Origin of the sequence: Leptospira wolffii serovar Khorat str. Khorat-H2 (assembly GCF_000306115.2) — a bacterium.
Taxonomy (GTDB): domain Bacteria; phylum Spirochaetota; class Leptospiria; order Leptospirales; family Leptospiraceae; genus Leptospira_B; species Leptospira_B wolffii.
This window is the reverse complement of the sequence record NZ_AKWX02000012.1, coordinates 16,657-40,841: the sequence shown is the minus strand read 5'-3', so window position 1 is coordinate 40,841 and position 24,185 is coordinate 16,657. Positions and strand designations below refer to the sequence as shown.

The window sequence follows — 24,185 nt, the reverse complement described above, 5'->3', positions numbered from 1 at the left end:
TAAAAATGAAGCCCGGAAAAATCCTTTCCCAAATTTGTAAATCGACCGAGAGTCTACCAACCCAAAAGGAATTTCTATCATGATGCAATTTTCCCAAGCCTTCGGAGTCGTTATCGCAATCGGCTTCGCCCTTTCCTGCAGCGGGGCCCAAATCCAAAATTCTCCCCTCGACGGATCCTTAGATCTCCAAGGTCATAGAGGAGCGAGAGGCCTCAAACCGGAAAATACCTGGCCGGCATTTGAAGAGGCGCTCCAACAAGGAATGACCACCCTGGAGCTGGATACAGTCCTCACAAAAGATCATAAAATCGTAATACATCACGACTCGGATACGAATCCTACGATTTGTTCCGGTCCCAACGGTTCCGAAATCGTTTCCAGGTCCTTGTATGATCTTACTCTCGCCGAACTCAAGGAACTGGATTGCGGAGCGAAGCAAAATCCGAAGTTCCCGGAGCAAAAAACTGTCCCGGGCACGAAACTTCTTACCATAGAGGAATTTTTCGAAAAGGTAAAAACCTGGGAAAAAACCGGCAAAAGAAAAGTGATCCCTAAATTCAATATCGAGACCAAATTTCCTGGAGATGAGAATTCCCAAGTGGACCCCACGATCGTAGAAGCCCACGTTTCCCTTCTCGTAAAATCGATCGAGAAGGCGGGCTTAACGGAAAGAAGTACTATTCAATCCTTTTATCTGCCCGCACTACCCTTGGTGAAAAAGAAGAATCCTAAGCTCAAAACTTCCGCGTTATTCTCGCTTACCTATCCGCAGGGATTTACCATGAAAATCGGATTCGGAGATTCTCGCAGAAGATTCGCTTTGGAAAAGACCAAAGAGTTGGGAGCGGATATCGTTTCTCCTTATTTTCTTTATGTAACCGAAGAATTCGTTACCGAAGCTCATAAAATAGGAATACGAGTCATTCCTTGGACCGTAAACGAGATTCCCGAAATGAAGAGATTACTGAAGGTGGGAGCCGACGGAATCATTACCGACTATCCGGATAGGCTGAACCAAGCCATCTCGGATTCGGGCACTCATGTTCCGCTTAACGTAAAATAGGCGATAAAGATCCGGGGCATTGCATTCTTCCTTTACCCGGGCATCTCTTTCAGACCCTATCGCCTTTGCACCCGCTTATACGTTTGACCGGAACAAATTCGGAAACGTTAGCTCCCAAGCCCGTTCGAAAAAAACGGGCTCATTTGATCGAATACGAATATCTTAAAAAACCGACGAATAAAAAATATTAGACGTACATTCCGTATTTTCTATGCTTCCTGGAGTGAATCGTCTTCTTACCGTCTTCGTTTTTATTGCGGCAATCTGCCTGCAAACTTCGGTATCCGCTTCCCCTATTCGGGAAGGAAGACTTTCCATTTCGGAGAACCTTCTGTCCGAACATTCCGGGATCCTCCCTCTTTCGGGGGATTGGCAGTTCGCATACGGGACATTTTTGGATCCGAAGGAGACGAGCGATTTTTCCGGCTGGCATTCTCTTTCCGTTCCCGATTCCTGGCAAGGCAAGATTTACGATAACGTAGAACTTCCTAGAGAAGGTGCCGCGACCTTAAGACTGCTGCTTCGTTTTCCCAAGGAGGACCTGGATAAAGATTTCGTATTCTTTCTCCCTGACTTTGCGTCGGCGTATAAATTATACCATGACGGAGTTCTAATCTATTCTTCCGGAACTCCTAGTCTTAACCCTCAGGGGGAAGTCCAAAGAATCAAGTCGGTCTATCTCACTCTCCGTATTAAAAAGGAGGAAACCGAAATCCTGATCCAAGGCTCGAATTGGGTGAATAACTTCGGAGGTTTTTGGCAGGTGCCAAAATTCGGAACCGTCGCCGCGATGAACCGAGACAAACTGATCTCCCAAGTGAGAGAAGCTTTTTTATTCGGCGGGTTACTCCTGATCGGACTCTATCACCTAGGGCTGTTTCTATTTCGCAGAAAAGAAAAGTCCGTATTCTACTTTGCTCTCTTCGTCTTCCTTCTTGCCTTACGGGTTTCCTTGGTGGGGAACCGTCTCGTCCTAGAACTGTTTCCGGAATTTCCTTGGGACTCCCTGTTTCGTTTGGAATTCTTCTCTTTCTATACCGCGGTTCCAGTCTTTCTTCTCTTCCATAGATCCTTATTTCCGAGAGAAACTCACACCTTCGTTCTTTACGCGTATTGGGCACTGGCAATCGTATACGATATTACGCTTTTATTAAGCGTGGGATTTTTCACCGCTATAGTGACTTACTTCCAGATAGCGACCGGCGTAGCGATCATATACATACTTTATACGGTATGCATAGGAGTCTGGAAAAAACGGGAGGATTCCTTTCTATTTTTAGGAGGCTTCTTCGCTTTCGCAGCGACAGTGGGAGTGGATTTACTATGGGATCGTTTAAACATCCGAGGAGTGAATATTTCCCCTTACGGACTCCTAATCTTTGCGCTCTCCCAATCCTTGGTCCTCTCCAGAAGAATCGCCAGAGCATTCCGCAAATCGGAAGTACTCGCTGAAAATCTCAGAATAGCGAATAGCGCCTTGAATATTCTCAAGGACAATCTGGAGATCATGGTCCGGGAAAAGACTTCGGAGCTGAACCATTCTTTGGAAAGAATCCGAAAAGATCTAATGGTCGCCCAAAGAATCCAGATGAAACTCTTTCCGGAAAATTCGGAAACGTATACAGAATTAAAATACGCAGTTAAATATCTTCCTAGGGACGAAGTAGGCGGAGATTTTTACGATATCTTCGAGGTCTCTCCCGGAGTTTTCCGCATTTTCCTGGCCGACGCTACAGGCCACGGAGTCCAGGCAGCGTTAGTTACCATGGCCATCAAGGCTGAATACGAAGGAATCAAATACGGAGCCAAGGATCCGGGGTTTTGTTTGGACATCTTGGACGACAAGTTCCAGAGAAAATTCTCCTCCTTGGGAACCATATTCTCATCGATAATAGTGGATATTTATGCGAGAGAAAATCGATTGGTCTACGCCTCCGCCGGACATCCGGATCAAGTGCTGTTCACATCTTCCGAAATGTTCCCTTTACGTAGGACCGGAGCCATCATAGGATTAAGAAATAAAAAGAATTACGAAAACGTGGAGAAGAAATTCTCCAACGGAGACAGGATGTTTCTTTTCTCCGACGGAGTATTCGAACAATTCAACTCTAAAAGGGAAGCCTGGGGAGAAGGCAGACTCGTGAATCGACTCAGAGAATTGCTTTCGGAACCGATCGAAAAGATTCCAGATATAGTGATTCACGATATCGAATCCTGGCTGGGAAATATCCAACCTCAGGACGACATCAGCCTGATCGCCATCGAAAGAGTTTAATCCAAGATTTTCTTTTCGTAGCACCAGGCGGTATCGTCGGAAGCCCATCGACCGAAGGACTCTATTCTTATATATCCTTGCTTCTCATAAAAACGTAATGCTTCAGGTTGGGGAGCCCCCGCTCTGAGACGAATGAAAGAGAATCCTTCTTTTTTAGCGAAGGATTCCAAGGCTTCTACCAGAAGAGAGGCGATTCCGGATCTCCTGAACCTAGGATCCACGTACATCACATCCAATTCGGCGACGCTTTGCGACCAAGGAACCAAAGCCACGCTTCCTGCGGTTTCCTGTCCGGACTTGGCTATCCAAAATCCGTATCTAGGACCGATGAAATGTTCCGGCTTCATCGGATTGGGAGCTTGGAATCCATATCTTGTTTGGATTTCTATCCAAAGCGCTTCCATCATTTCTATCGCCTCGGAAGAATAGGGATCGATAAGGCCGATATTAGGTTTTTGATCCATGAAATCTTTTCCGCTTTCGAATCGAAAATGTAAACATACGAATTTGGCGTTGGTGTGTTTGGGGATCTCGGTGCCCGCCTTTAGGAACGAGGAGAATAGGACCGCAAGTTAAGAATCTATTCTTCGTCCTCTTCGAGGCTGAGGTAGAAAATCGCCCAAAGGGTATCGAATAGAATCTGCATGAGTAGCGCGAATCTTTCCTCCCGATCCTCTATGGTTTGGAAATCCTCCGCCAAGAACGTTACGAACGGTTCCAGGATCCTTCTCTCTTCGGGATCGGGAATGGAATTCAAAGTGGATAGAGAAAACTCCTTGTCCGCTGGAATATTATGATAATTTAATCTTAGGTTCAGCACGCGGACTGCGATCTCGATGAGCTCGTTATCGAGCATTGTCTTGACTCCCGCATCGTTCAGGCCGGAAAGAAGTCCCGAAATCGCCTCGTCCGTGATTTCCTCGCTCCTTTCCTCGTCCTCGTCGCTATAGGCTTCGGAAATGGCGATCAGTACGGCGGTAGCCTGATCCAAAAAAGAGGAAAGAACGTCGTCGAATCTTTGCTCTTCCTCTTCTGTTAGCTCTCTTTTGAAACCAGAATCCAAATCGTCATAGAACGGTTCGGGATCGTCCCCCTCGCAGGCCGCGGAAGCGAAGGAGCGGACGGTCAACCAAAAAGGCGACCTTTCATGACCGACGCGGAGAATCTCGGCAGCATACTCTGAAACTGCGGCTCGCCAAGAGGCGGGAGAATAAGAAGGGATTTCCATATCCGAAGAATGAGACTCTTTACGAGGAAGTCGACCTTATAAATCCTTTATACGATATTTTCCGTAAGGAAAACCGGGTGTAGGAACTCCGAGAATCGGATTCTAATTGCTCTTCCTTCCGGAATTTCCGAGAATCCCCCCATGAGTATTTCCGAAGACTATGATTTTCCCAGATTCCTGCCGGATTCCAAGGCGGGTCATTACGAAAGTTGGTTCGTACGAGGAAACCACCCCCTTCTCCCCCAGGCGATTTGGATTCGATACACCATATTCTCCCCGAAGGGAAACCCGCAAGAAGCCATAGGGGAACTCTGGGCGATATTTTTCGACGGGGAGAATGGAAAGCACAGCGTTTCCAAATCCGAATTTCCTATCCGTGAATGCGACTTTCAAGGAGAGCCGTTCAAGGTGCGCATCTCGGACTCCGTTCAGACCCATTCCGAAATCCGGGGAAGAGCGGGAAATAAACCCGGAACTAAAAAAATAGAATGGGACCTGAAACTCTCCGGAGGAGACAGACCTCTTTTCCTATTTCCCGAGAATCTTTACCAAGGAGGTTTCCCGAAGGCGAAAGTGCTCGTAGGAAGACCCGGTATAATTTTGAACGGAAATATTACATTAGAAAATAATAAAATAGAATTGAAAGACTGGATCGGAAGCCAGAATCACAACTGGGGTCCGAAACACACGGATCGCTACGCTTGGGGACAGGTAGCGGGCTTCGACGGAGAAAAGGATTCTTTCTTGGAATTGGCCACGGCAAGAATCAAGCTCGGTCCCTTTTGGACTCCTTCCATCACTCCGATCGTTTTCCGTCTCCAAGGAGAGGAATATTCTCTAAACGGATTATTCTCCTCTTTTCGCAGGGCAGAATACGGATACTTCGATTGGAATTTCCATGCGGAATCTCCGGAGATTCGGATCCAAGGAAGAATCCATGCCAATCGGAAGGACTTTGCCTGTCTTCGTTATTCGAATCCTCCCGGCGGTTGGAAATATTGCCTGAATTCCAAAATCGCCAGAGCGGAAATCCTAGTCCAAAGAAAGGGTGAAACTTCTCCCCTCCGTCTCATTTCCTCCCGAAAAGCGGCCTTCGAAATCCTGACGGACGATTCTTCTCACGGACTTGTCCCGGAAGCATAAATCAAGTTACTCGGAAACCTTTTTAGATTGACCCATACGCAGGTTAACAAACTTTGAGAGTCAGCCTCATTTTCGTTTACGGGTCTCCGGAATAGGTATTCCAAGATCCAGAAACAGTGAAAATTCTCGTTAAATCGTGCGATTTTGCCGGTTTTCGGGCCAGATGAACTAGGGAAGTAGAAGGAAAATAAAAACGGTTTGACTTTTAATGAGACTTATTCTCAAGTGCAAAATCAAGCCGGATCCTTTCCCAGGAACCGGAGGGAGTCATCCCCACAGTTCATCTCTGGCCCCGGCCGGGCCATTCGTCCTAAGCCGGGGATTTTTCTCGAGCTATTGATTAGGAGTTATCCAATGCGGAACATCCAAACTAAAATTGCCAGCTACCTCCTAGCGGCCCCTCTTTCTATTTTACTTTTTGCCTGCGGCGGAGGCTCAGGCGGTTCTGACGGACTGGGTCTCGCTTTAGCGGCCTTGAGCCAATCATCCGATCCTGTATTGGTCCGATACGCCGATATCGCCTATCAATCGTACAACCAAGCGGTCATAGATGCCAACTCCCTAAAGACAGCTGTTCAGACTTTCGTTTCTAATCCGACCAGTGCTAACCTAACCGCAGCGAGAAACGCTTGGGTCGTTGCGAGAGCAAGTTATCTCGTATCGGAGCCTTTCCGATTCAGCGGCGGGCCGATCGATGCAGACCCGGGATATTGCGGTGGAACTGCCCCTTCTTATTCAGGAACGGATGCTTGCGAAGGTGCGATCAATGCTTGGCCCCTGGATGAAATCGTCATCGACAATTATATAGCAACCAAGGCAAGCGATGGTTCCGATCTTACCTTTGAGGATCTCTATTCCAAAAACGAAGATCCGACTCTCGCTGCCGGCGGAGAAGTGGGGGATACCGATCAAGTCGTCATGACCGGTTACCATGCCATTGAATATCTTTTATGGGGAAAGGATGAAAGCGGTTCTCCGGCTGGAGTAAACTTATTCCCAGGACAAAGAACGGAAACCTATTTTACCGATGCGACCTCCGGAGTTCGTAGAAAAAAATACCTGACGGAAGCAATCAACGGACTCATCGGGCATTTAACCCAAGTGAGAGACCAATGGGCCGGTAGTTATCGTTCCGCATTTATAGCGGGAGGAAGAAATTCCAAAGTAGCCGTGTTTAACGGTTTAGGACAATTCATCGCCTCCGAATGGGGCGGAGATCGTTTGCAAGGCATTACCAGTGGCGTCCAAGAAGACGAGCACTCTTGCTTCAGTGATACGACTAAAGCGGACTTCTATTATGACGCACAAGGGTTTCTGAATATTTGGACTGGGAATTACAGTATAGTCAAGGGAGTGAACATTAGCACCGGTCCGGGGCTCTCAACTTTAGTACAATCTTCTACGAGCAATTTCATTATTGCGGACGCGACCCAAGCCCGCGATTATTTCTGCATCAATCTAAGTAACGAAACTTCGGATCCGAATTACACGGCTAGCTGCGCCTCCGGAACGATTTCGGAACGTTATGACCAGATTATCATGAAGAGCGCCAATAGTACAGTCGCTCAACAAAACCTGTTAGATGACTTGCAGTCTCTATTATCCGGTACTTTGGTTTCGGACTTCGCAAATGCTATGAGTCAATACTAACCGGATTGCTTATGGTTTAATCTGAATTAAAAATCTTTATCCCAAACAAATAAACAAATATGAACTGTGAAAAAAATGAAAACCAATTGGGAAAAAAGAAAAGCGAACAATGGAAAGGACTTCTCCGGAAGACTCCTTTCCTGGTTTGCTTACTCTATTTTCTAGGAAACTGCGGTAACAGCCAAGGTTCAGGCCAAGGAGTTTTGGCCTTGGCAGCCGCGTTAGGGCAATTTACCTCGGAAGGTTCCGATACCTGCATTCCCCCGATTGCCGAAGATCCCTTGGCCGATCCGGGAGAAAGATACTCCGGTGGCTACGGAACGAATTGTATTTCGAATCAATCTTCTTTCGATGTACACGCATTCAATATGCAGTCCTCTAATGGAGTCTTATTCAATAATGGAAATAGTTTCTTCAACCAAACTTGGACGGCAGAAGGTAGTAGTGCGGCATTCGGACTAGGACCCACTTTCAACGCTAGATCTTGTCAAGGCTGTCATTCTCATGACGGTAGAGGTGCTCCTCCTGCATCAGGAAATTTGAATAATGCGATTGGGATTCTTATCCGTCTTTCGAAAGATGGAACGGATCCTACGACTGGAGGACCAATCGGTCTAACCAACTACGGATTGCAATTGAACCCTAGAGGCTTAGGCTGCGATCCTAGCATTTATGATTCAAACTTGGATTGCTCGCCCACTTCGATTCAAGGAACTAATTTTACTCCGCCCGAAGGAGCCGCTTTCGTTTCTTATTCCAATTTTCCTGCTCCAAACTATCCGAGTGGAAGTACGACCTATCCAGATGGGACCAATGTAATCCTGAAAAAGCCTACGTATTCCTTTACTTGGAATTCCTTGTTCGGAGATCCGACAACAGGACCCGAAGGATTCCATTTCTCACCCAGAACCGCTCCCATGATTCCCGGTCTCGGTCTATTAGAAGCTATTCCAGAATCTACTATCCTTGGCTGGGCGGACCCGAGCGATGCGAACTCGGATGGAATTTCAGGTAAAGCCAATCAGGTCTGGGATGCGGCCACGTCGACGAAAGTTTTAGGACGTTTCGGCTGGAAAGCCAACGAGCCCAATCTGGCTCAACAAAACCAAGGAGCTTTCTTAGGCGATATCGGGATAACAAGCCCTCTCTTCTCCACGGACAATTGTCCTAGTGCGCAAACCGCTTGTCTAACCAACGCTTCCTCCAGTGCGGATCCTGAAATTACCGTATCTTTGGCGAATAGCATTACCTTCTATACGAAGATGGTCGGCGTTCCCGCGAGAAGAAACGTATCGGATCCGAATGTGATCGCAGGCAAAGCACTTTTCACTACACTTGGATGTGTTGCATGCCATAAACCGTATGTACAAACCGGAACCGTCTCGGGCTTTCCGGAACTTTCCAATCAACATATCAAACCTTACACAGACCTGTTATTGCACGATATGGGTGCGGATTTAGCGGATGGACGCCAGGACTTTGACGCAAACGGTCAAGAATGGAGAACGACTCCTCTTTGGGGGCTCGGTTTGATCAAAACTGTAAATGGACATTTCAAACTCCTACATGATGGAAGAGCCAACGGGGTAGAAGAAGCCATCCTTTGGCACGGAGGAGAAGCGACCCAGGCCCGCCAAAACTTCCAGGTCCGTAGTGCTAGTGAAAGGGCTCAGTTAATCAAATTCCTGGAATCCTTATAAGGGGTGAACCTAAGATGAAAGAATATTATAAAAAGCAAATCTATAAAGCGACCCTCGCAGGTTTATTCTCCCTTATAGGATGTGGGGGAGGAGGAGGGACCAATCTACTCCCTCTGGCTTTCGGTTCCCTCTTAACGCCTACAGTGGATTATACCGAGATCTTAGAATATTCTGCAAATAATATTATCATACCCAGCTTGGACGATTTGGAGGCCAAGACCTTGGTCTTGAAAAATGCAGCCGACACTTATAGTTCCTCCAAAAGTTCTGGAGACCTCACCGCTCTGCAAACCGCATGGAAAAACGCTAGGGTCTCCCTAAAAAAAGTGGAAGTCTTTTATTTTGGGCCTGCGGATCTACCTAATAGCAAATCGTATTATACCAAGATGGACGGATTTGAAAAATCAGGTGCCCGCCCTCTTTGGAGTACGGTTAGCCAAATTATTAGTACGCCGGCTTTGGCGGCTTGTCCGACAACGACTATTACCAGCACTGCATTACAACCTTGCCTCTATAAATATAAGGGATTCGAAGCATTGGAGATGCTTATCTTTACTGCGGACGGGGGCCAACCGGATACGACTTACGATAATACAGCGATTCATAATGCCAACGTAGCTACTCCCCGCAGATTCGATTATATCCAGGCGCTTGCAGAATTAATCCACCAAGATGCACTTACATTGCAAACGGAATGGTCCGCCTCCGGCGGTAACTTTGCGTATAATTTCATAAATGGAACCGGCACATATTTCAGAAACCAAGGGGAAGCTTTTGATAAATATGTCCAATCCATCGGTAATGTTTCCTATCAGATGGAAGACGTAAAAATCGCAGCACCCGCATGCTTAAATAAATCCTGCATAACCGGAGTAAACACTTCGAATCCGGTACTATCCGAAGCGATTTATGCAAGAAATGCATATATTGATTTGTATAATAACCTTCTATCTTTGGAATTCGCATATCTTGGAAATATTTCCGATCCGGATAATAGGTCTCTCTCCTTAATGGTTACCGCTCAGAATCCTAGCATGGACACGAATATCAAATCTGCGATTACCGATCTAAAAAACTCTCTGAACTCCAAGATAGGTTCCAATAAAGATTTGTATGCGGAGATTGCACTGGACTCAGGAACCGTCGGTTCGGGAAGCAACGTGGAATCTCAGGTCAAACCGCTTTGGCAAAAGGCCTTAACTCTGAAGACATACCTAACAATCGATGCCTTCTCCGTTCTAGGAGTTCCGAATTTACCTTCTCCTAACGACGGGGATTGATTCTTTCAATTTGCGCTTTCGAAAACTTCTTGCCAAAAGAACGAAAGAGACGCTTCTTACGGGACTATGTTTAGTTCTATAACCGCGCTTCTTTCGTTCACGGGCTGGTCCCTTCTTCTTTTATTCGGAGTCGTAACGTTCCGAGTCGCTCAAGTACTCGCGGGTACGAAAAAATCCAACGAATTCCCGGCTTGGATCCAGCACGGAAGCGATTTCTATTGGAGATTGCATAGGGCTCACCAAAATTGTATGGAAAGCCTTCCCGTCTTTGCGGTGATCGTTCTGACCGCTTTCTATCTCGGATTCCAAGATCCCATTTTCGAGATCTTAGCCAGAGTGGTAGTAGGAGCTAGGATCCTTCAATCCGTCGCTCATCTAAGCGGAGGAGGAGAATGGAATGTGAACGTAAGATTCACAGGGTTTCTCATCCAATTCGCGAGCTTTGTAGCGATGCTTGGGATTCTACTTCGCTCCCTTTTATAAAAACATCTTGACCCTCTACTGTACCGACGTTAAGTTTCGGAAAGATTTCCATGGCCGCTAAGTTCGATTATCTCAGAAAAAACCTTTATGCAATGGCGGAGCTATGTCTGGAGCAAATCCTGATTTTGGACGACGCCATCGAACAGGAAAATCCGGACCTAGCAAAGCAGGTGATAGAAAGGGACGATCTAATCGATAGCCTGGAAAAGCAAAACGATAACCTCTCTCAAAATGCGATATTGGAAGCGATAGCCAACCGGAATCTTCTAGGTATGGATCAAATCGACGGAGAAGTGGTACTCAAAAAGGACCCATTGCGTTTCGCGCTCTCCGCGATCCGGATCAATCGAAGCCTGGAAAGAATGGGAGACCAAATCGTAAATTGCGCCACCTGTTATAGAAGAGGTCTATTGCCCAAGGGTTTCTTCCGTCAAGAAGAGATCTTGGACAAGATGCTCTCCCGAGTCGTAACTTTAGTGGGAATGGCGGTTGAATCCTTAGTTGAGGAAAAGAATCGCTTTTACGGATCCGTTCATACGGTAGAAGAAGAATTGAACAATCTATGTAACGGTGCCTTTTTGAAATTCGTAATGGATCCGAGACTGGATAAGAATCAATTTGCGGACCTATATCGTATAATTTTAGGAATCGAAAGAGCGGGAGACTATGCGGTCAATATCGCCGAAGAATTGGTTCGATTGAATACCGGTATGGACATTCGCCATCTTTCGGATCCGGTCCAGGCTACCGAAAAAACAAAAACCGCTTAAAGAGATATAGCCGGAGCCTAATATCCGTTATCTCTTCTTCCATTCTTTCTCGAGACCGTCGTAGAATTTTCTAGCTTCGTCCTCCGAGGAGGGCACGGGAAAATACACTTCCGATTCTTCGTTTTTTAGATATACAAACACACGAGAAGAATCCAAATCCAATTCCATATCTTCGATTTTAGAATAAGGAACCACGATTGCGGGATTCTCCGCGAGTTCCGCTTGATAAATCACCAGTTTTTTATCCGTAAAGAAGGAGAAGCTTTCCTTAAAATCGATGAATGCGTCGGAATACCAATAGATGATCTTCTCATTCTTACCGATCAGATTCTTTTCCTTTACGAAATCCAAATATTTGGATTTCAGCATATTTCCGGAAACTACTTCTATTTCGGGCCCCACTACTCCGACCCAGACCAAGAAAAGAAAGCCCAATATAAACAAGGAACCGAATACGGAGAGAATATAGAATCCTACACTCTTTCTTTCTTCCGGAATTCCAGCCTCCGCTCTCTTCTCCCGATTGTATCGATGCAGATTATAAGCGGCGATCGCTCCGACGAGGTAAAGGGCGATAAATACGAATCCGCCTATGACGACGCCTATCGATCTAGTTCCTTCAATCAGTAAAATGATTCTAGTCAGGAGCGCCAGAGCTACTTGTCCGAAAGCCGCCAAATAGTTCTTGCGAAGAGTCCCGTAACTTACCGCAGCCATAAGAGCCGCGTCGACAAGAGACCAAGGGTCCATCCCTATGGATCGGAGAGATTCTACGAAAATACTAACGATGCTGGCCACGGCCGTCAGTGCCGCCGAGCCGAATCCCACCCACGCGGAAGCTTTGATCCTATCTTCCCATCTTTTGATCTGTTCTGAGTCTTCCATCAATCCAAAACTCCGATATTCCCGTTCGCGTCAGAATATTATAAGACCTTAATCCGGACAATCCGGATTGTCGTTAAAAGGTTCTCATTCCGTGTATATATCTTCCGAGACCGCGGGTCAGTCACCGTAATGGGCGGAAATGGGAGAAGAAGGGGACTCCCCTTCTCCTTGATCCAAATAGCTTTCCAACTCTTCCTTCAGTCCGGGGGGAAGTTGCAAGCCGGAGCTTTCTATTCTTTCATTGTATTTATTGAACGAGAATCTATGACGGGAAGTTCCGAGATACACGCTCAAGGCCTCGGAGCCCCATTCCAAAATGTCCTTGATATAATCCTCATTTTCCTCCAGGCGCTCCGTGTAAGGAATGAATAGAGGACGATTGACCGGACGCCCGATGGTTCTATAGAATAACAATCTACGGAGAACCTCGTGCTCCTTCCAATTATCGGATTCGAGAGCGCGTTCCACCATTCTGAGATTGATGCAATCCAGGAACTCAATTTTCAGATTTTCGTTCTTTAATCTTCTTCTTAGATTAGTCTTAATCTCCTCGGCCTCATAGAGAAAGTTAGGACAGTATTCAGGACATTCCTGGTCCTTATGCAAATCGCAAAAATGTAGGAGGATGCAATCTATATCCGAAGAAGGCTCCACGATGCCGAAGTTGATCGAGCCTAGAATCTCCACACCCGTACGGAAGCCCTTGTCCTCCAGTTCCTTTAAGGCGATGCGGCAGGCCTGCATTCTTCTCAAGGCCTCTTTGGTATCGTAGTTCCTGTATTTGTTTTTGAGGGCTACGTATTTCTCGATCAGGTAGGTCATTCGAACAGTTCTCTGAGATAGCGATTCATACCGAGTAATACTACTTCGGGGATTTCATGTCCACCCGGAAATGCGAGTAATTCCCCTACCCATCCAGCATCCAAAAGCAATGTTTCCAACTTCTTGGCGGCGGGATAACCGAGAACAGGATCCATTCTACCATGACTTTGGAAAAAGCGATAGCCGGGAGTCTTAGCAGCCAATTGGGACCAGGACTTTTCGTCGATGAGACTTCCGGAAAGAATGACAAGCCCCTTAGGCTTTTGTTCCGCCCGAAGAGCCAAATCGGTTGCGAGCATGGATCCTTGGGAAAAACCTCCTAGAACGATCCTGTCCATGGGAACACCCAAGGATGCGATCATCTCCTCCACCTTCTCCCTCGCCTCTCCAAGTCCGTTCGGATAGCGATCGGAAAAGTCCCGGTAACCTCCGGCCACCATGGCTCTTTGCAAGGCTTCCATATCTATGGGAAACCAGGCCCTTCCGTTATAACCGGGCATGATGGGAACTTCCAGGACCCCTTGGGGAAATAGAAAATTGGTCCCTTCCGGAACATCCATATAAGAATACAGGGGAAGAAGATCGTAAGCATTCGCACCATAACCGTGTAGGAAGATTACATAAGGCCCGTTCGGATCTCCTTTGATCCAAGCAGTTTGGACCGGACCGACCTGGACCAAGGGAATTTCGTAAGACATGAGTTCCTTTTAAAGGAGGCCGATCCGTTTGGCAATAGTATAATTTCCGCCCCGTCGCTTATAAAACCTTTAATCGAATTACGAAACGGGACAGGATTCCTCCTACAATTCCCGGGGAGCGATTTCTCAAAAAAAGTAGAAACGGTTTATGAAAATATTGTATCTTAAAGAATGCGAAAATCCCAAACGAGCGGATATTTATTGCATTTTAGCTCTCTTTCTTCGACCCTTGTTCTAATTTAAAATTTTGCTTATGTTCCTCCGTCGCATCTATCTGATCGCTCTCTTTTTAGGATTCTATAATTGCGGCGCCTATCTACTTACCGATCGCCTGTTATTTTCCGAAGAAAGCAAACAACCCCAAGGTATCGCAAAGATTCTTTTAGCAACCATGAACGTGGGTCTGATCCATTACTGGCCTTTGGACGGGGATGCGAACGATAGAGTGGGATCTTTGCATCTTTCACCTTCGGGCACGACAGGTCCCACGATCACATCGGATCATAACGGACTTCCCGGAGGAGCTTTCCATTACGACGGAATAAACGCGGGCCATGATTCGGGAGCGGCAGGAGAGCCCATATTGACCGGGACCGCCTCCTTTACGTTAAGCGCCTGGGTACGGGGAAAATTCCCACAGACAGGAAGCGGAAGCACCGGGATTTTTTTAGGACAAGGAGACGGATTGGGACTCCAATTTTACGCTCTCACTTCCGTTTGTACCAATCGGATTCGAGCCTATTCCACGACCGGAGGTTCAGGTTCGATTGATGTGTCTAGTCCCTGCTTTATGTACTTCGACGATGTTTGGTACCATGTGACACTCACCTGGGATCTTCCTACAAACACCGCAAGTCTCTATGTGAATAACGATCTAGTCGTCAGCACTGTGTTCAATCCGAACCAAGTCCCCTGGAGTTCCGGTTCCCCGTTTACCTTAGGGTATGGCACTATTGCCGGATACTTTCACAACGGAGACATTGACGAAGTCCGGGTGTATGATAGAGTCGTTCCTCCTTTCTTCTTTTACTTTTGATTCCTCGCGCCAAAAAGCCGGAGTCGGAGAGTTATGTTATAATATTATTATATACTAGATGAGAAAATTAGAGCCCCAAAGGCAAGCTCAATGAAGCTGATTAAAATTTGTGGGACAATTTACGACATTGCGTGAAATCCTCCATACTAAATGAACCGCGGAGGCGAGTTTTACGAAGCTGCGCAATATCCTCATTTATTCTTTGCTCGGAAAGAATGTGAAGTGGTTTCACGAAGTTGCGTGAAGGCGCGCGAGGCTTGGTCGTTTGTGAAAAAATGGGGGATTTTACGAAGTTACATAAAACTGCGCACACATAATTGAATTCGTAGGGGGAGGTCTCCCCCTCGCTACATCCGCCGCTGGCGGATTTCGCTACCCCCTCTCCGGGAACTTACTAGCTCCGAAGCCCGGACCCAATGGAAGGGCTATACGCATATGCGTCAAATTGTCCTCCGCAACAACAAACCGCAAATCAACGGAGAGCTTTGTAAGAATTCCTACAAACGCAGAAAGTGAGAATTTCCGGTTGGAAAATTTCGGATTTGTGATAGGGATTTTTCCATGGGCGGGATGGAAAAACTCCATTTCAAGTCTTTATCCAAGGCATTAAGACAGAAGAAGTGAAGGGCGACCAAGCAGAAAATTAGAACAAGCGTTCGGAAGAAGTGTAAACCGAATACTATCTCTGTACAATTTATTCTTGATAATCTTCAAATTCTGACCTACCAACGAATTCTAACTTTCGCTCTATCTCTTCCCATGAGTCACCCCAACACTTTGAACAAAACCGATCAATATAGGATCTTAATTTATCTTCATTAAATGCGTTCATAATCAAGTAACCTCGACCATTCACAACGGATTCTTGCTCCAACCTCTTAGCAAAATATTCAGGAGTACAAACGGTTAAGGAAAATATTTGAGACGCATCCTCTCCCGAAGTACCAATGTATGCATCGACCTCTAGCACATTGTCCTCATTTAATTCAATAGAAGATTCAATATCTCTATCCCGAAAGTGAAGATGTTTCAAATCGGCTCTCATATAATCCTCCTCTCAATTAATCAACGATATCCAGATGACCATTACTATGGAACTTTCCATCTTTCAAGGACCTTTGCTCAAAATTTGCTTGCACTCCTCTTTTTTTCTGCGAAGGCGGCCTATATTGCCGAAGTTTATTTTCGCTGATAAGTGCTTTTCCATCCGAACTCCAAGTGGCCCCCTTACCTACCCATTCTTTACCAAGCATATCTGCCTCGCGACGAGTAGCAATTCCAAGACCATAGTTCCCTTTTCGGCTTGCCGCTTCTCTTAGCAATCCGCTCTATCGAGCCAGTTGCTTGTCACTAGCTAACAACGAGCGACTCGACTGAGTAGTTACGCCAGAGTATTTTGATCTACCTAATGATAAGTAACTTAAAGTAAACTCGGTCCCAGCTAAACCTAAGCCCGTTCCATGATTTAAACCTTTTACAAATTTTTCAAGATCTGTCCCTTCCGGCAGAGACTTGCTAAAAAGCCCTTCGTCAAACCTTTTAACGTGCTCAGTACTTGGTGCAACGTACGATCGACCCTGTAAATCGTATGACTCAAGTCGATCCGTCACTCCAAATATATAGCCTATATCTGACGCCTTATCTTTCAGGGCCGCCATACTTCTTGAAGCTAACCCGATAGTGAAACCTCTAACATATGACAGAGAGTTATTAAGACTGCTGGCACTCTGCTTTTGTTCTGGTGACAGATATGGCTCAACTGAGTCATGCCCCGTCGGATCCTTGTACCGGATCGGATTCCCTGCAACGTAGGAGAACCGATTCCAACCCTGCGTGCTGCGGGCACCGTCGATGACTGTATCCGCACTCGTAAATCTCGCAATCTGCGGATCGTAATACCTAGCATTATAAAAATAGAAATTGGTTTCTCGGTCGAGCTCCTGGGAATTGTATTTGGGAACAAGGTCCTGGTTTCCCCTCTGGACGAGGGTTTCTCCGTAAGGTTCGTATTGAGTTCGTGAAAGAGTATGGGCCTCTTCATCCAGGACATGGGCCACGGAATCCACTTGGTCCGTGAGGAAGTAGGCGGTGGTTCCCTCTTCGTTCAAGGCGGCTATCCGGACACCGTTCAGATAGATATTATTAATAGAACGTAATACGTTTTCTTCTTCTAAGTATTCTAGACCGTAGAATTTGCTCGGGTAGAGGACTTCTTGGTTTCTGGAACCGGCTCCGGAAGGAACGACCGCGAGTTTGCGGACCCGGAAGCCTCCTTCGTCGTACCAATATCTTCCTACAGTCGCACCGAGTGCATCCTGAACCTGGAAGATTCTATTTTCGGAATCGATCGTGATCTGTTTTGTCAGATCCTTGGAATTGTCTCTCTGCCTGGTCATATTTCCGGAGGCGTCGTAATTCATAACGAGCCTGTCGTTCCCACTCTGGGTGGAATCGATATGGGTGACCTGGTGGTTTGTTCAATGGACAGATGAAGGGGGAAGTCTCCCCCTCGCTTCATACCGAGCGAATTATTTGTATTTTCTTAATGCTATTTAAGTTGTACTCGGTATTGCGCTACCCCCTCTCCGGGAAATACAATCGCTTCGAACAAGTGTCTCTATTGCACGAAGGTAATATGATAATAATCAGTAATAACGATACTTTCATCATTGAACTAATCTCAGCTCTGCAAATACAGAAAAAATTCCGAATTTCGCATCCTGTTAACTATCCCTACGATAAAGAAAGTGAGAATAAGCTTCATTGTACCTTTCTAAAATTTTAGCCTTAAGACCGATCGCTTTTTTGACAACTCCAGGATCAACTAATTCATTGTTTTCATATATCACAACTTCCGGATGCACCCAGAGAAAGAATGCAAAATTGTCTATCACTGTTCTGCTATCAAAATTATTAATGTTGTCTACAAAATCCCTAAGAGCATGGCGCCATTTCCGGGTAGAAATCAAGCTTCTATTTGCCATCATATATATTGCCCATTCTTTTTTTAACTTAGCCTTCTTCATAATAGTTTCAACAAACTCAATCGCCCAGGCTTCATCCATTGATTTGCAGATACCAAGAAGCTGCATTAACAAATGTGCATCAGAATCATACTTATACTTTCCTAAATATTCTCTAATTTCTTTCTTATATTGACTGGACATATTCAAAGAACTTAAAATGGCAAAGGAAAGACTCCTCTCTATTGCTGTACCAAATTTAATAATTTTCCATATTGTCTGCATGAATTCCTGCTGATCGTCTGAAGTATTCAGTGATTTAAAAAGAAATTCTAACCTTTCAACCGGACCAGTATTGCCTTTGGCATTCATTATTTCTTTAATTTGCTTTTCCAATTCTCAGAGCCCTCCGATTCGCTTAATATTTAAAGCAGGGACGATATCTTCGAATAGATATTGGGGAACACCATTCGTCCAATTCGTTCTTGGGCTGTAAAATTTAGGATTAGCATCTATTTCTAAAAACACTGCCCCACTGTCAAATTTCCCAGCTTTTTCATGCCATAGGTCTTTACGATACAGCTTTGTATTGAACTCACTTGGATCAAGAACATCTTTGATATACTTCCATTTCGTTACATATCCCGATATGCGAGGATCCAGCCCAGATGACATTATTTTCGATGCACCTGATGGAGTAGTTACATGTATGAATGCATCATCTGAAATATTTGCTAATGATGAAGAATTTGATTTTCTAAATTTTTTAGAGAAATTCTTCCGTCCCCCTAACAGTCCTCCCGAACCAGCTCCTCCCTCAGCAGCGCCTACTGTCAAATGACCCAGAGTTTCGCCAGGATTCTTTACTGCATGATCTAACGCCTTAAAGCCGGCTGCTTTTGTAGAATTCCAAGCATTGTTCGCTTTATTGTTTAAAAATTCCCCTACTTTATTGCTTTTGTAAGCCGAATAGAATTGCTTCCCAAATCCTGCTGCTTTATTAGCAAGCCCTGGTAACGATCTAGCAAAATCAATATTAGATTTAACAATACCCGGAAAAGTCGAGGCTGCTAAATCTTGTCCGTATCTAGTTGCAGCTCCCTTAAAGAATCCCTTTACAGAATCTCCAAAAGTTTTCTCCTCATGCCCCGTCGGATCCTTGTACCGGATCGGATTCCCCGCTACGTAAGAAAAGCGGTTCCAACTTTGGCTGACTAATCCCGTTTCGGGAACGACTGTATCCGCACTCGTGAACCTTGCAATCTGCGGATCGTAATACCTAGCATTATAAAAATAGAAATTGGTCTCTCGGTCCAACTCCTGGGAATTGTATTTGGGAGCAAAGTCCAGATTGCCCCTTTGGACCAGCGTTTCTCAGTACGGTTCGTACTGGGTCCGTGAAAGAGTATGCACCTCGTCGTCCAAGACATGCGCCACAGAGTCCACTTGGTCCGTCAGGAAATATGCGATCGCTCCGTCTTCGTTCAGGGCTGCGATCCGCACTTCGTTCAGATAAACGTTGTTGATCGAGCTGAGAATATTTGTTTCGTCGTTGTATTCTAACTTGAGGGCGGATGAAGGGGGAGGTCTCCCCCTCGCTTCATACCGAGCTAAACATTTGCATTTTCTTAATATTTTCTTTAAGTTGTACTCGGTATTACGCTACCCAATCGAGCGCCCCTTAAGAAGCGAGATTCCCGAAGGGTGACTGAGCAAAGCGAAGACAAAAAGCTCTAATCGCGAGATGTATTCAAATCGCCAAACTCAACAACCTCGGGCACGAATCGCCGGGAGATTTTCCGCTCCGAAGCCCGGACCCGAGAGAGAGTGGCTGCCTGAAAATGCGTTAAACAAACCCTAACGAATAAATCAGTCGCCTAATAAGAATTAGGTGTCTTCGGTTCGAATCTGGAACGCTGCGTTCTAAATCGGGAACGAAAATTAGAACATGAATACTCGGGGCCACCTACTCGATAGGACTAGCCTACTCTCGCAATTTTCCACCAGTTATACGCACGTGCGTCAAACTGCGATTAGGGGCGCTGGCACTTTAACGGCGAGCTTTGTAGGAGGTCCGACAAGCGATAACGTCCTAAATCATTCGAGAAATTAAGAGGAGAACAAAAGTTGTGGGAGCTTTCCCGGATGGAAAGTCCACCCTCATGTTAGCAACTGCTCGTCTCAGGCACGTTGCCTCCACAAAATGGGGAACTAAAAAGTATCTTGACATGGAGAAGCTAAAAGAACTAAAAATTTCAAAGCTCACGGCTTGACGGTATCCAGAGCCTTACCTGAAATTTAAATTGTGCGAAACTTAACGGACACTATCGCATTAAGACAGAAGAATCGGAGGTCCACCAAGCAGAAAATTAGAACAGGCGTTCAGAAGAAGTGTCAGGTGAATACTAGCATTGTACAAATTATAAAAATATAATAATTCTGATTAAGAATATAATTATTCCAGATAATAAACCCTCTTCACTGAGGGGAGAAAATTTCATCTCAACCAATTCATCATTTCACTGTTGATCCGATTGTGCTGAGTAGATTCGAATGAACATATTAACGGGATTGCACTTAATGGTCATCAATAGTTATAAATAGTTCTTCAGTATCCTCTTCGAAAATAGCTCTCGCACGGACAGAAACAATTCCATCTATTGATAGTTTAGAATTCCAGCATTGCACAAGAGATTTCGATACATCTATTGCTTGCCCCAACGGTAAATCGTCAAACAAACCTGTTAACTCAAGTAAATTCATCCAAAACTGTATATCATCATCATTCTCCCCCGCTCCTATTAATTCGTCATAATATTTTTGATCGAATAGTTCCTGCAAAAAAACTTTCCCATCAATAATCTTAAAATCTGGCCAAAATAATTTAGAAAACCAAAAGATGAAATCGGTATGTAAAGAATTGGATTTATATACAATCTGCAAATAATCAAATCCAGAAACATAATGACTTGAGTTTGCCGAAACAAAAGAGGCAAAATCAAATGAATCTTTTTTCTCCATAATCATTTACCGGGATACTCATCATTACGCGGGATGCGAACGCGCCCTTTATCGATAAATTCGCGACCATCCGGCGTTCGATTTCTTCCCGCCTCCTTTATATTGGGTCTTTTAATTTGTCCATGTTCCTTTCCTGAACCACGATATTGCTTCCAGGTTCCGTCACCATTGTGTGTAGTGTATTGGCCCGACCTCCCATACCTCTCGATTATTGAATGCGCTCTGCCTTGAGCTTTCGGATCAGGAGGAGGAGGTTTATTTCGACTTTTCTTTGTGCCCTTACTCTCGACATTTGTCGATATATTTTTTTCAAGTTGATTAGCCGGAGTTCTTCCCTTTAAACCACTAGTAGCATTTTTTGCCACTCGCCCGGCAACGCCGGCAACACCTTGAGCGGTCTTTCCAGTCGCATAGCCTATTGCTGCTTCCGCGCCCGTCTCTCCAGCAACTCTGAACGTTTCATCCAAAGGAGAGTCTGCTTTCGCGATTCGATTAACAGTATCATAACTATGTAGGGCTTGGGAACCTCCAGGTACGGCGGAAATAATCTCACGCCCAGGATTCGCCTTGAGTGAGTTCATTTTCTGACTCGCCGCGTTCTTTATTGTCTCAACCGGACTTGTTGCCGCATCGTAGATTGCTTCTCCCGTGTTTAGGAGTATTTCTCCCACACCTTCTCCAAAATTTTGAGCTAAAGATCCTGCACTCCAGTGCCCCGTCGGATCCTTGTACCGGATCGGATTCCCTGCCACATACGAGAATCGATTCCAACCCTGAGTACTCCTCGCTCCATCAATAACACTATCCGCACTCGTAAATCTAGCAATCTGCGGATCGTAATACCTAGCATTATAAAAATAGAAATTGGTTTCCCGGTCCAGCTCCTGCGAATTGTATTTGGGAGCGAAGTCTAGGTTTCCTCTCTGAACGAGCGTCTCCCCATACGGCTCGTATTGCATACGACTGAGAGTGTGACCGTTCTCGTCCAGGACATGGGCCACGGAATCCACTTGGTCCGTGAGGAAGTAGGCGGTGGTTCCCTCTTCGTTCAAGGCTGCGATCCGGACACCGTTCAGATAGATATTATTAATAGAACGTAATACGTTTTCTTCTTCTAAGTATTCTAGACCGTTGAATTTGCTCGGGTAGAGGACTTCTTGGTTTCTGTTGTATTGTGTGAGGAGGGGGAAGTCCCCCCTCGCTCCATAACGAGCATACCTTCTTTATAATTTATAGAATCTTAATTTTCTAATCGATCGTTATTCCGCTAACCCCTCTCCGGGAATTTACTAGCTCCGAACCCCGGACCGGATTTATTGATATTTCGGAATTTTTAAAAGCTGCGATTCTCACGCAAAGGCACGGAGACGCAGAGGATCACGCGCTCGCATGGGCGAAGGCGCGCAAAGCCGCCAAACCTCCTCAAACGCCCATTTGTAGTCGGACGAAAGAACTGGCTTTTCTCAGGCTTTCCTAAGGGAACTACTGCAAGTGCGAGATTTTATTCTTTAATCCAAAATGCCAAGGTCTCGGGAATCGATCCTTATGTGTATTTACGTGATCTATTTAAGTCTTGGGAAACAGAGCAGAGGGAGCTTTCTTATCGGGAGTTACCGCCATACAGGTAACTCTGTGCTTGATTAGACCTAACGTTTATTAGATGCTTACGAAATGTAAGGCTAACATCATCACTGTAAAAAACGGTCGGATTGATTTGGTCTTACGTTTTTTCAACTGAAGCAAACAAATCATCAGATAATTTGTCGATCTTTGAACCATAAACATTGCAATCAGTCAATACTCTACAAAAATTAAAAACATCAGTTGATTCAAATTTAGGCGAAATTTTATCGAGCAATTTCTGCAAAAAAAGAAGCTGCTCTTTATTTAACTCTATATCTTGCTGAATTTGATACTCCTTATTCTGCAATTTATTAAGCTCATCATGGATTTGCCCCAGTATTTTCTTTGCTTTATTCAATTTTTAAGCCCCTTAGTTTTTACTGCCCAAGACTCTTTGACTTTTGGTATGTAAACTTGGTTACCCCCTCCACTATACACTTGCCCATTTTTAGCCTGTTGTGAAGCCGCTTTACCTATATAGACTTTTGTTCCTTTAGGCACTCGCATAATAGTAACTTTTGACATTTTGTTTCCCCATTCAGGAATAACAGCCAATGAGTTTATTGCGCGACCCCTATTTATAAACCTAGTAAAACTCAAAAAAGGTCCAGCAATTCCCGATACTCCGCCATGATATCTATATAGAAGGGCATCCTTTGTTAATATAGTACTCGTGTATTCACCATTCACGAAGGTTTTTGTAATTTTTGAAGGGAGTTCCCCTCCTTTAGGAATTTTCCTTGTCAAGGCTACAGTTGTAATAGTATTAACTACATCCCCACTGACCCTTCCTATCGCATCATCTCTCGTGAATTCATTTTCGCTGAATAAATTTTGATAGTTTACCGTAGCTTTTGAGAATTTTGATTTCGCTGCATCCCAACCATCTTGGTGCATATCATAAGCACCTTTAGCAGCTGAAGCAGTTTGTATACCCGACCATACCAAAACTCCGGAGGGTCCGAACATAGCTGCAGTAGCAGGTCCTTTTAACGATTCGGCTGTATTTTTCAAGAACTGACCTTCTTGGTCAATGAAAGCATTCCAAGCGTCTTCAGCCTTATGCCCCGTCGGATCCTTATACCTCACCGGATTCCCCGCTACGTAAGAAAAGCGGTTCCAACTTTGGCTGACTAATCCCGTTTCGGGAACGACCGTATCCGCGCTCGTAAATCTCGCAATCTGCGGATCGTAATACCTAGCATTATAAAAATAGAAATTGGTTTCTCGGTCAGAGGACTGAAGTCTGAGGACGGAGGACAGTAGGGGGAGGTCTCCCCCTCGCTACATCCGCCGCTGGCGGATTTCGCTACCCCCTCTCCGGGAACTTACTAGCTCCGAAGCCCGGACCCAATGGAAGGGCTATACGCATATGCGTCAAATTGTCCTCCGCAACAACAAACCGCAAATCAACGGAGAGCTTTGTAAGAATTCCTACAAACGCAGAAAGTGAGAATTTCTGCTTGGAAAATTTCGGATTTGTGACAGGTTTTTTTTTCGTGGAACCGGTTTTTACCCGCCATCGCCCAACGTTAGCAGGACCTT

19 protein-coding genes and 5 pseudogenes are annotated in these 24,185 nt (G+C 45.3%); 11 read left to right on the top strand and 13 right to left on the bottom strand.

Going from position 1 to position 24,185, the window contains the following annotated elements; genetic code table 11:
- Positions 1-76 precede the first annotated feature (76 nt).
- Together LEP1GSC061_RS09240 and LEP1GSC061_RS09235 are read left to right on the top strand one after the other, a co-directional pair.
- Complete coding sequence (locus LEP1GSC061_RS09240; RefSeq protein WP_198014258.1) at positions 77-1,063, top strand: glycerophosphodiester phosphodiesterase; 987 nt, start codon at positions 77-79, stop codon at positions 1,061-1,063.
- A gap of 211 nt (positions 1,064-1,274) precedes the next feature.
- Positions 1,275-3,338, top strand: a complete 2,064-nt coding sequence (locus LEP1GSC061_RS09235) for a PP2C family protein-serine/threonine phosphatase (RefSeq protein WP_016545249.1) — start codon at positions 1,275-1,277, stop codon at positions 3,336-3,338.
- On the opposite strand, the gene LEP1GSC061_RS09230 is transcribed toward LEP1GSC061_RS09235, so the two are convergent.
- Both LEP1GSC061_RS09230 and LEP1GSC061_RS09225 read right to left on the bottom strand, forming a co-directional pair.
- Positions 3,335-3,802: a GNAT family N-acetyltransferase gene (locus LEP1GSC061_RS09230; protein WP_016545214.1), complete on the bottom strand. Its 468-nt coding sequence runs from the start codon at positions 3,800-3,802 to the stop codon at positions 3,335-3,337. The two genes, LEP1GSC061_RS09235 and LEP1GSC061_RS09230, sit on opposite strands and share 4 nt — an antisense overlap.
- Before the next feature lie 116 nt (positions 3,803-3,918).
- Positions 3,919-4,566: a hypothetical protein gene (locus tag LEP1GSC061_RS09225; protein ID WP_016545317.1), complete on the bottom strand. Its 648-nt coding sequence runs from the start codon at positions 4,564-4,566 to the stop codon at positions 3,919-3,921.
- Positions 4,567-4,707: 141 nt separating this feature from the next.
- Here LEP1GSC061_RS09225 and LEP1GSC061_RS09220 point away from each other — a divergent pair, with 141 nt between their 5' ends.
- The 6 genes from LEP1GSC061_RS09220 to LEP1GSC061_RS09195 all read left to right on the top strand — a co-directional run bounded on the left by LEP1GSC061_RS09220 (position 4,708) and on the right by LEP1GSC061_RS09195 (position 11,592).
- Positions 4,708-5,709: a hypothetical protein gene (locus LEP1GSC061_RS09220; RefSeq protein WP_016545378.1), complete on the top strand. Its 1,002-nt coding sequence runs from the start codon at positions 4,708-4,710 to the stop codon at positions 5,707-5,709.
- 354 nt (positions 5,710-6,063) lie between these two features.
- The gene (locus LEP1GSC061_RS09215; RefSeq protein WP_016545241.1) at positions 6,064-7,359 is read left to right on the top strand and encodes an imelysin family protein; all 1,296 of its coding nucleotides are present in this window, start codon (positions 6,064-6,066) and stop codon (positions 7,357-7,359) included.
- Between the two features lie 59 nt (positions 7,360-7,418).
- Positions 7,419-9,059 (top strand): di-heme oxidoreductase family protein, encoded by a 1,641-nt coding sequence (locus tag LEP1GSC061_RS09210; RefSeq protein WP_016545287.1) that lies wholly within the window; start codon positions 7,419-7,421, stop codon positions 9,057-9,059.
- A gap of 14 nt (positions 9,060-9,073) precedes the next feature.
- Positions 9,074-10,339, top strand: a complete 1,266-nt coding sequence (locus tag LEP1GSC061_RS09205; RefSeq protein ID WP_016545355.1) for an imelysin family protein — start codon at positions 9,074-9,076, stop codon at positions 10,337-10,339.
- A gap of 66 nt (positions 10,340-10,405) precedes the next feature.
- Positions 10,406-10,822, top strand: a complete 417-nt coding sequence (locus LEP1GSC061_RS09200; RefSeq protein WP_016545407.1) for an MAPEG family protein — start codon at positions 10,406-10,408, stop codon at positions 10,820-10,822.
- Between the two features lie 50 nt (positions 10,823-10,872).
- Positions 10,873-11,592 (top strand): phosphate signaling complex PhoU family protein, encoded by a 720-nt coding sequence (locus LEP1GSC061_RS09195; protein WP_016545347.1) that lies wholly within the window; start codon positions 10,873-10,875, stop codon positions 11,590-11,592.
- Positions 11,593-11,619: 27 nt separating this feature from the next.
- On the opposite strand, the gene LEP1GSC061_RS09190 is transcribed toward LEP1GSC061_RS09195, so the two are convergent.
- The 3 genes from LEP1GSC061_RS09190 to LEP1GSC061_RS09180 form a co-directional block, all read right to left on the bottom strand.
- Positions 11,620-12,477: a PH domain-containing protein gene (locus LEP1GSC061_RS09190; RefSeq protein ID WP_016545325.1), complete on the bottom strand. Its 858-nt coding sequence runs from the start codon at positions 12,475-12,477 to the stop codon at positions 11,620-11,622.
- Positions 12,478-12,594: 117 nt separating this feature from the next.
- Positions 12,595-13,299, bottom strand: a complete 705-nt coding sequence (locus tag LEP1GSC061_RS09185) for a hypothetical protein (RefSeq protein WP_016545156.1) — start codon at positions 13,297-13,299, stop codon at positions 12,595-12,597.
- Positions 13,296-13,997, bottom strand: a complete 702-nt coding sequence (locus LEP1GSC061_RS09180) for an alpha/beta hydrolase (RefSeq protein ID WP_016545193.1) — start codon at positions 13,995-13,997, stop codon at positions 13,296-13,298. The genes LEP1GSC061_RS09185 and LEP1GSC061_RS09180 overlap by 4 nt, the downstream gene beginning before the upstream one ends.
- Positions 13,998-14,250: 253 nt before the next feature.
- Here LEP1GSC061_RS09180 and LEP1GSC061_RS09175 point away from each other — a divergent pair, with 253 nt between their 5' ends.
- Positions 14,251-15,033, top strand: coding sequence for a LamG domain-containing protein (locus tag LEP1GSC061_RS09175; protein WP_016545303.1), 783 nt, complete (start codon positions 14,251-14,253; stop codon positions 15,031-15,033).
- 694 nt (positions 15,034-15,727) lie between these two features.
- Here LEP1GSC061_RS09175 and LEP1GSC061_RS09165 read toward each other — a convergent pair.
- The 4 genes and pseudogenes from LEP1GSC061_RS09165 to LEP1GSC061_RS21890 all read right to left on the bottom strand — a co-directional run.
- Positions 15,728-16,078: an Imm8 family immunity protein gene (locus tag LEP1GSC061_RS09165; RefSeq protein WP_040508362.1), complete on the bottom strand. Its 351-nt coding sequence runs from the start codon at positions 16,076-16,078 to the stop codon at positions 15,728-15,730.
- Positions 16,079-16,796: 718 nt separating this feature from the next.
- A pseudogene (locus LEP1GSC061_RS09155) lies at positions 16,797-17,510 on the bottom strand (RHS repeat-associated core domain-containing protein); the annotation flags it as partial.
- A 246-nt stretch (positions 17,511-17,756) separates the two neighbouring features.
- Positions 17,757-18,392: a hypothetical protein gene (locus LEP1GSC061_RS09150; protein WP_040508358.1), complete on the bottom strand. Its 636-nt coding sequence runs from the start codon at positions 18,390-18,392 to the stop codon at positions 17,757-17,759.
- A 747-nt stretch (positions 18,393-19,139) separates the two neighbouring features.
- Positions 19,140-19,631: pseudogene (locus LEP1GSC061_RS21890) on the bottom strand (RHS repeat-associated core domain-containing protein); the annotation flags it as partial.
- Positions 19,632-20,098: 467 nt separating this feature from the next.
- Between LEP1GSC061_RS21890 and LEP1GSC061_RS21885 the strand changes: the two are divergent.
- Positions 20,099-20,269: pseudogene (locus tag LEP1GSC061_RS21885) on the top strand (IS256 family transposase); the annotation flags it as partial.
- Between the two features lie 304 nt (positions 20,270-20,573).
- On the opposite strand, the gene LEP1GSC061_RS09135 reads toward LEP1GSC061_RS21885, so the two are convergent.
- Together LEP1GSC061_RS09135 and LEP1GSC061_RS21875 are read right to left on the bottom strand one after the other, a co-directional pair.
- Complete coding sequence (locus LEP1GSC061_RS09135) at positions 20,574-21,017, bottom strand: hypothetical protein (protein ID WP_040508356.1); 444 nt, start codon at positions 21,015-21,017, stop codon at positions 20,574-20,576.
- A gap of 710 nt (positions 21,018-21,727) precedes the next feature.
- Positions 21,728-22,180, bottom strand: a pseudogene (locus LEP1GSC061_RS21875) (RHS repeat-associated core domain-containing protein); the annotation flags it as partial.
- Positions 22,181-22,444: 264 nt separating this feature from the next.
- On the opposite strand from LEP1GSC061_RS21875, the pseudogene LEP1GSC061_RS21655 reads away from it, so the two are divergent.
- A pseudogene (locus LEP1GSC061_RS21655) lies at positions 22,445-22,645 on the top strand (transposase domain-containing protein); the annotation flags it as partial.
- Positions 22,646-22,737: 92 nt separating this feature from the next.
- Here the strand turns inward: LEP1GSC061_RS21655 and LEP1GSC061_RS09125 are convergent.
- Positions 22,738-22,998 carry a hypothetical protein gene (locus LEP1GSC061_RS09125; RefSeq protein ID WP_040508355.1) on the bottom strand — a complete coding sequence of 87 codons (261 nt, stop codon included), beginning with the start codon at positions 22,996-22,998 and terminating at the stop codon, positions 22,738-22,740.
- On the bottom strand, positions 22,995-23,822 hold the full coding sequence (locus LEP1GSC061_RS21870; RefSeq protein ID WP_232218420.1) for an RHS repeat-associated core domain-containing protein: 828 nt from the start codon (positions 23,820-23,822) through the stop codon (positions 22,995-22,997). Before LEP1GSC061_RS21870 ends, LEP1GSC061_RS09125 begins: the two co-directional genes overlap by 4 nt.
- Positions 23,823-24,185 lie beyond the last annotated feature (363 nt).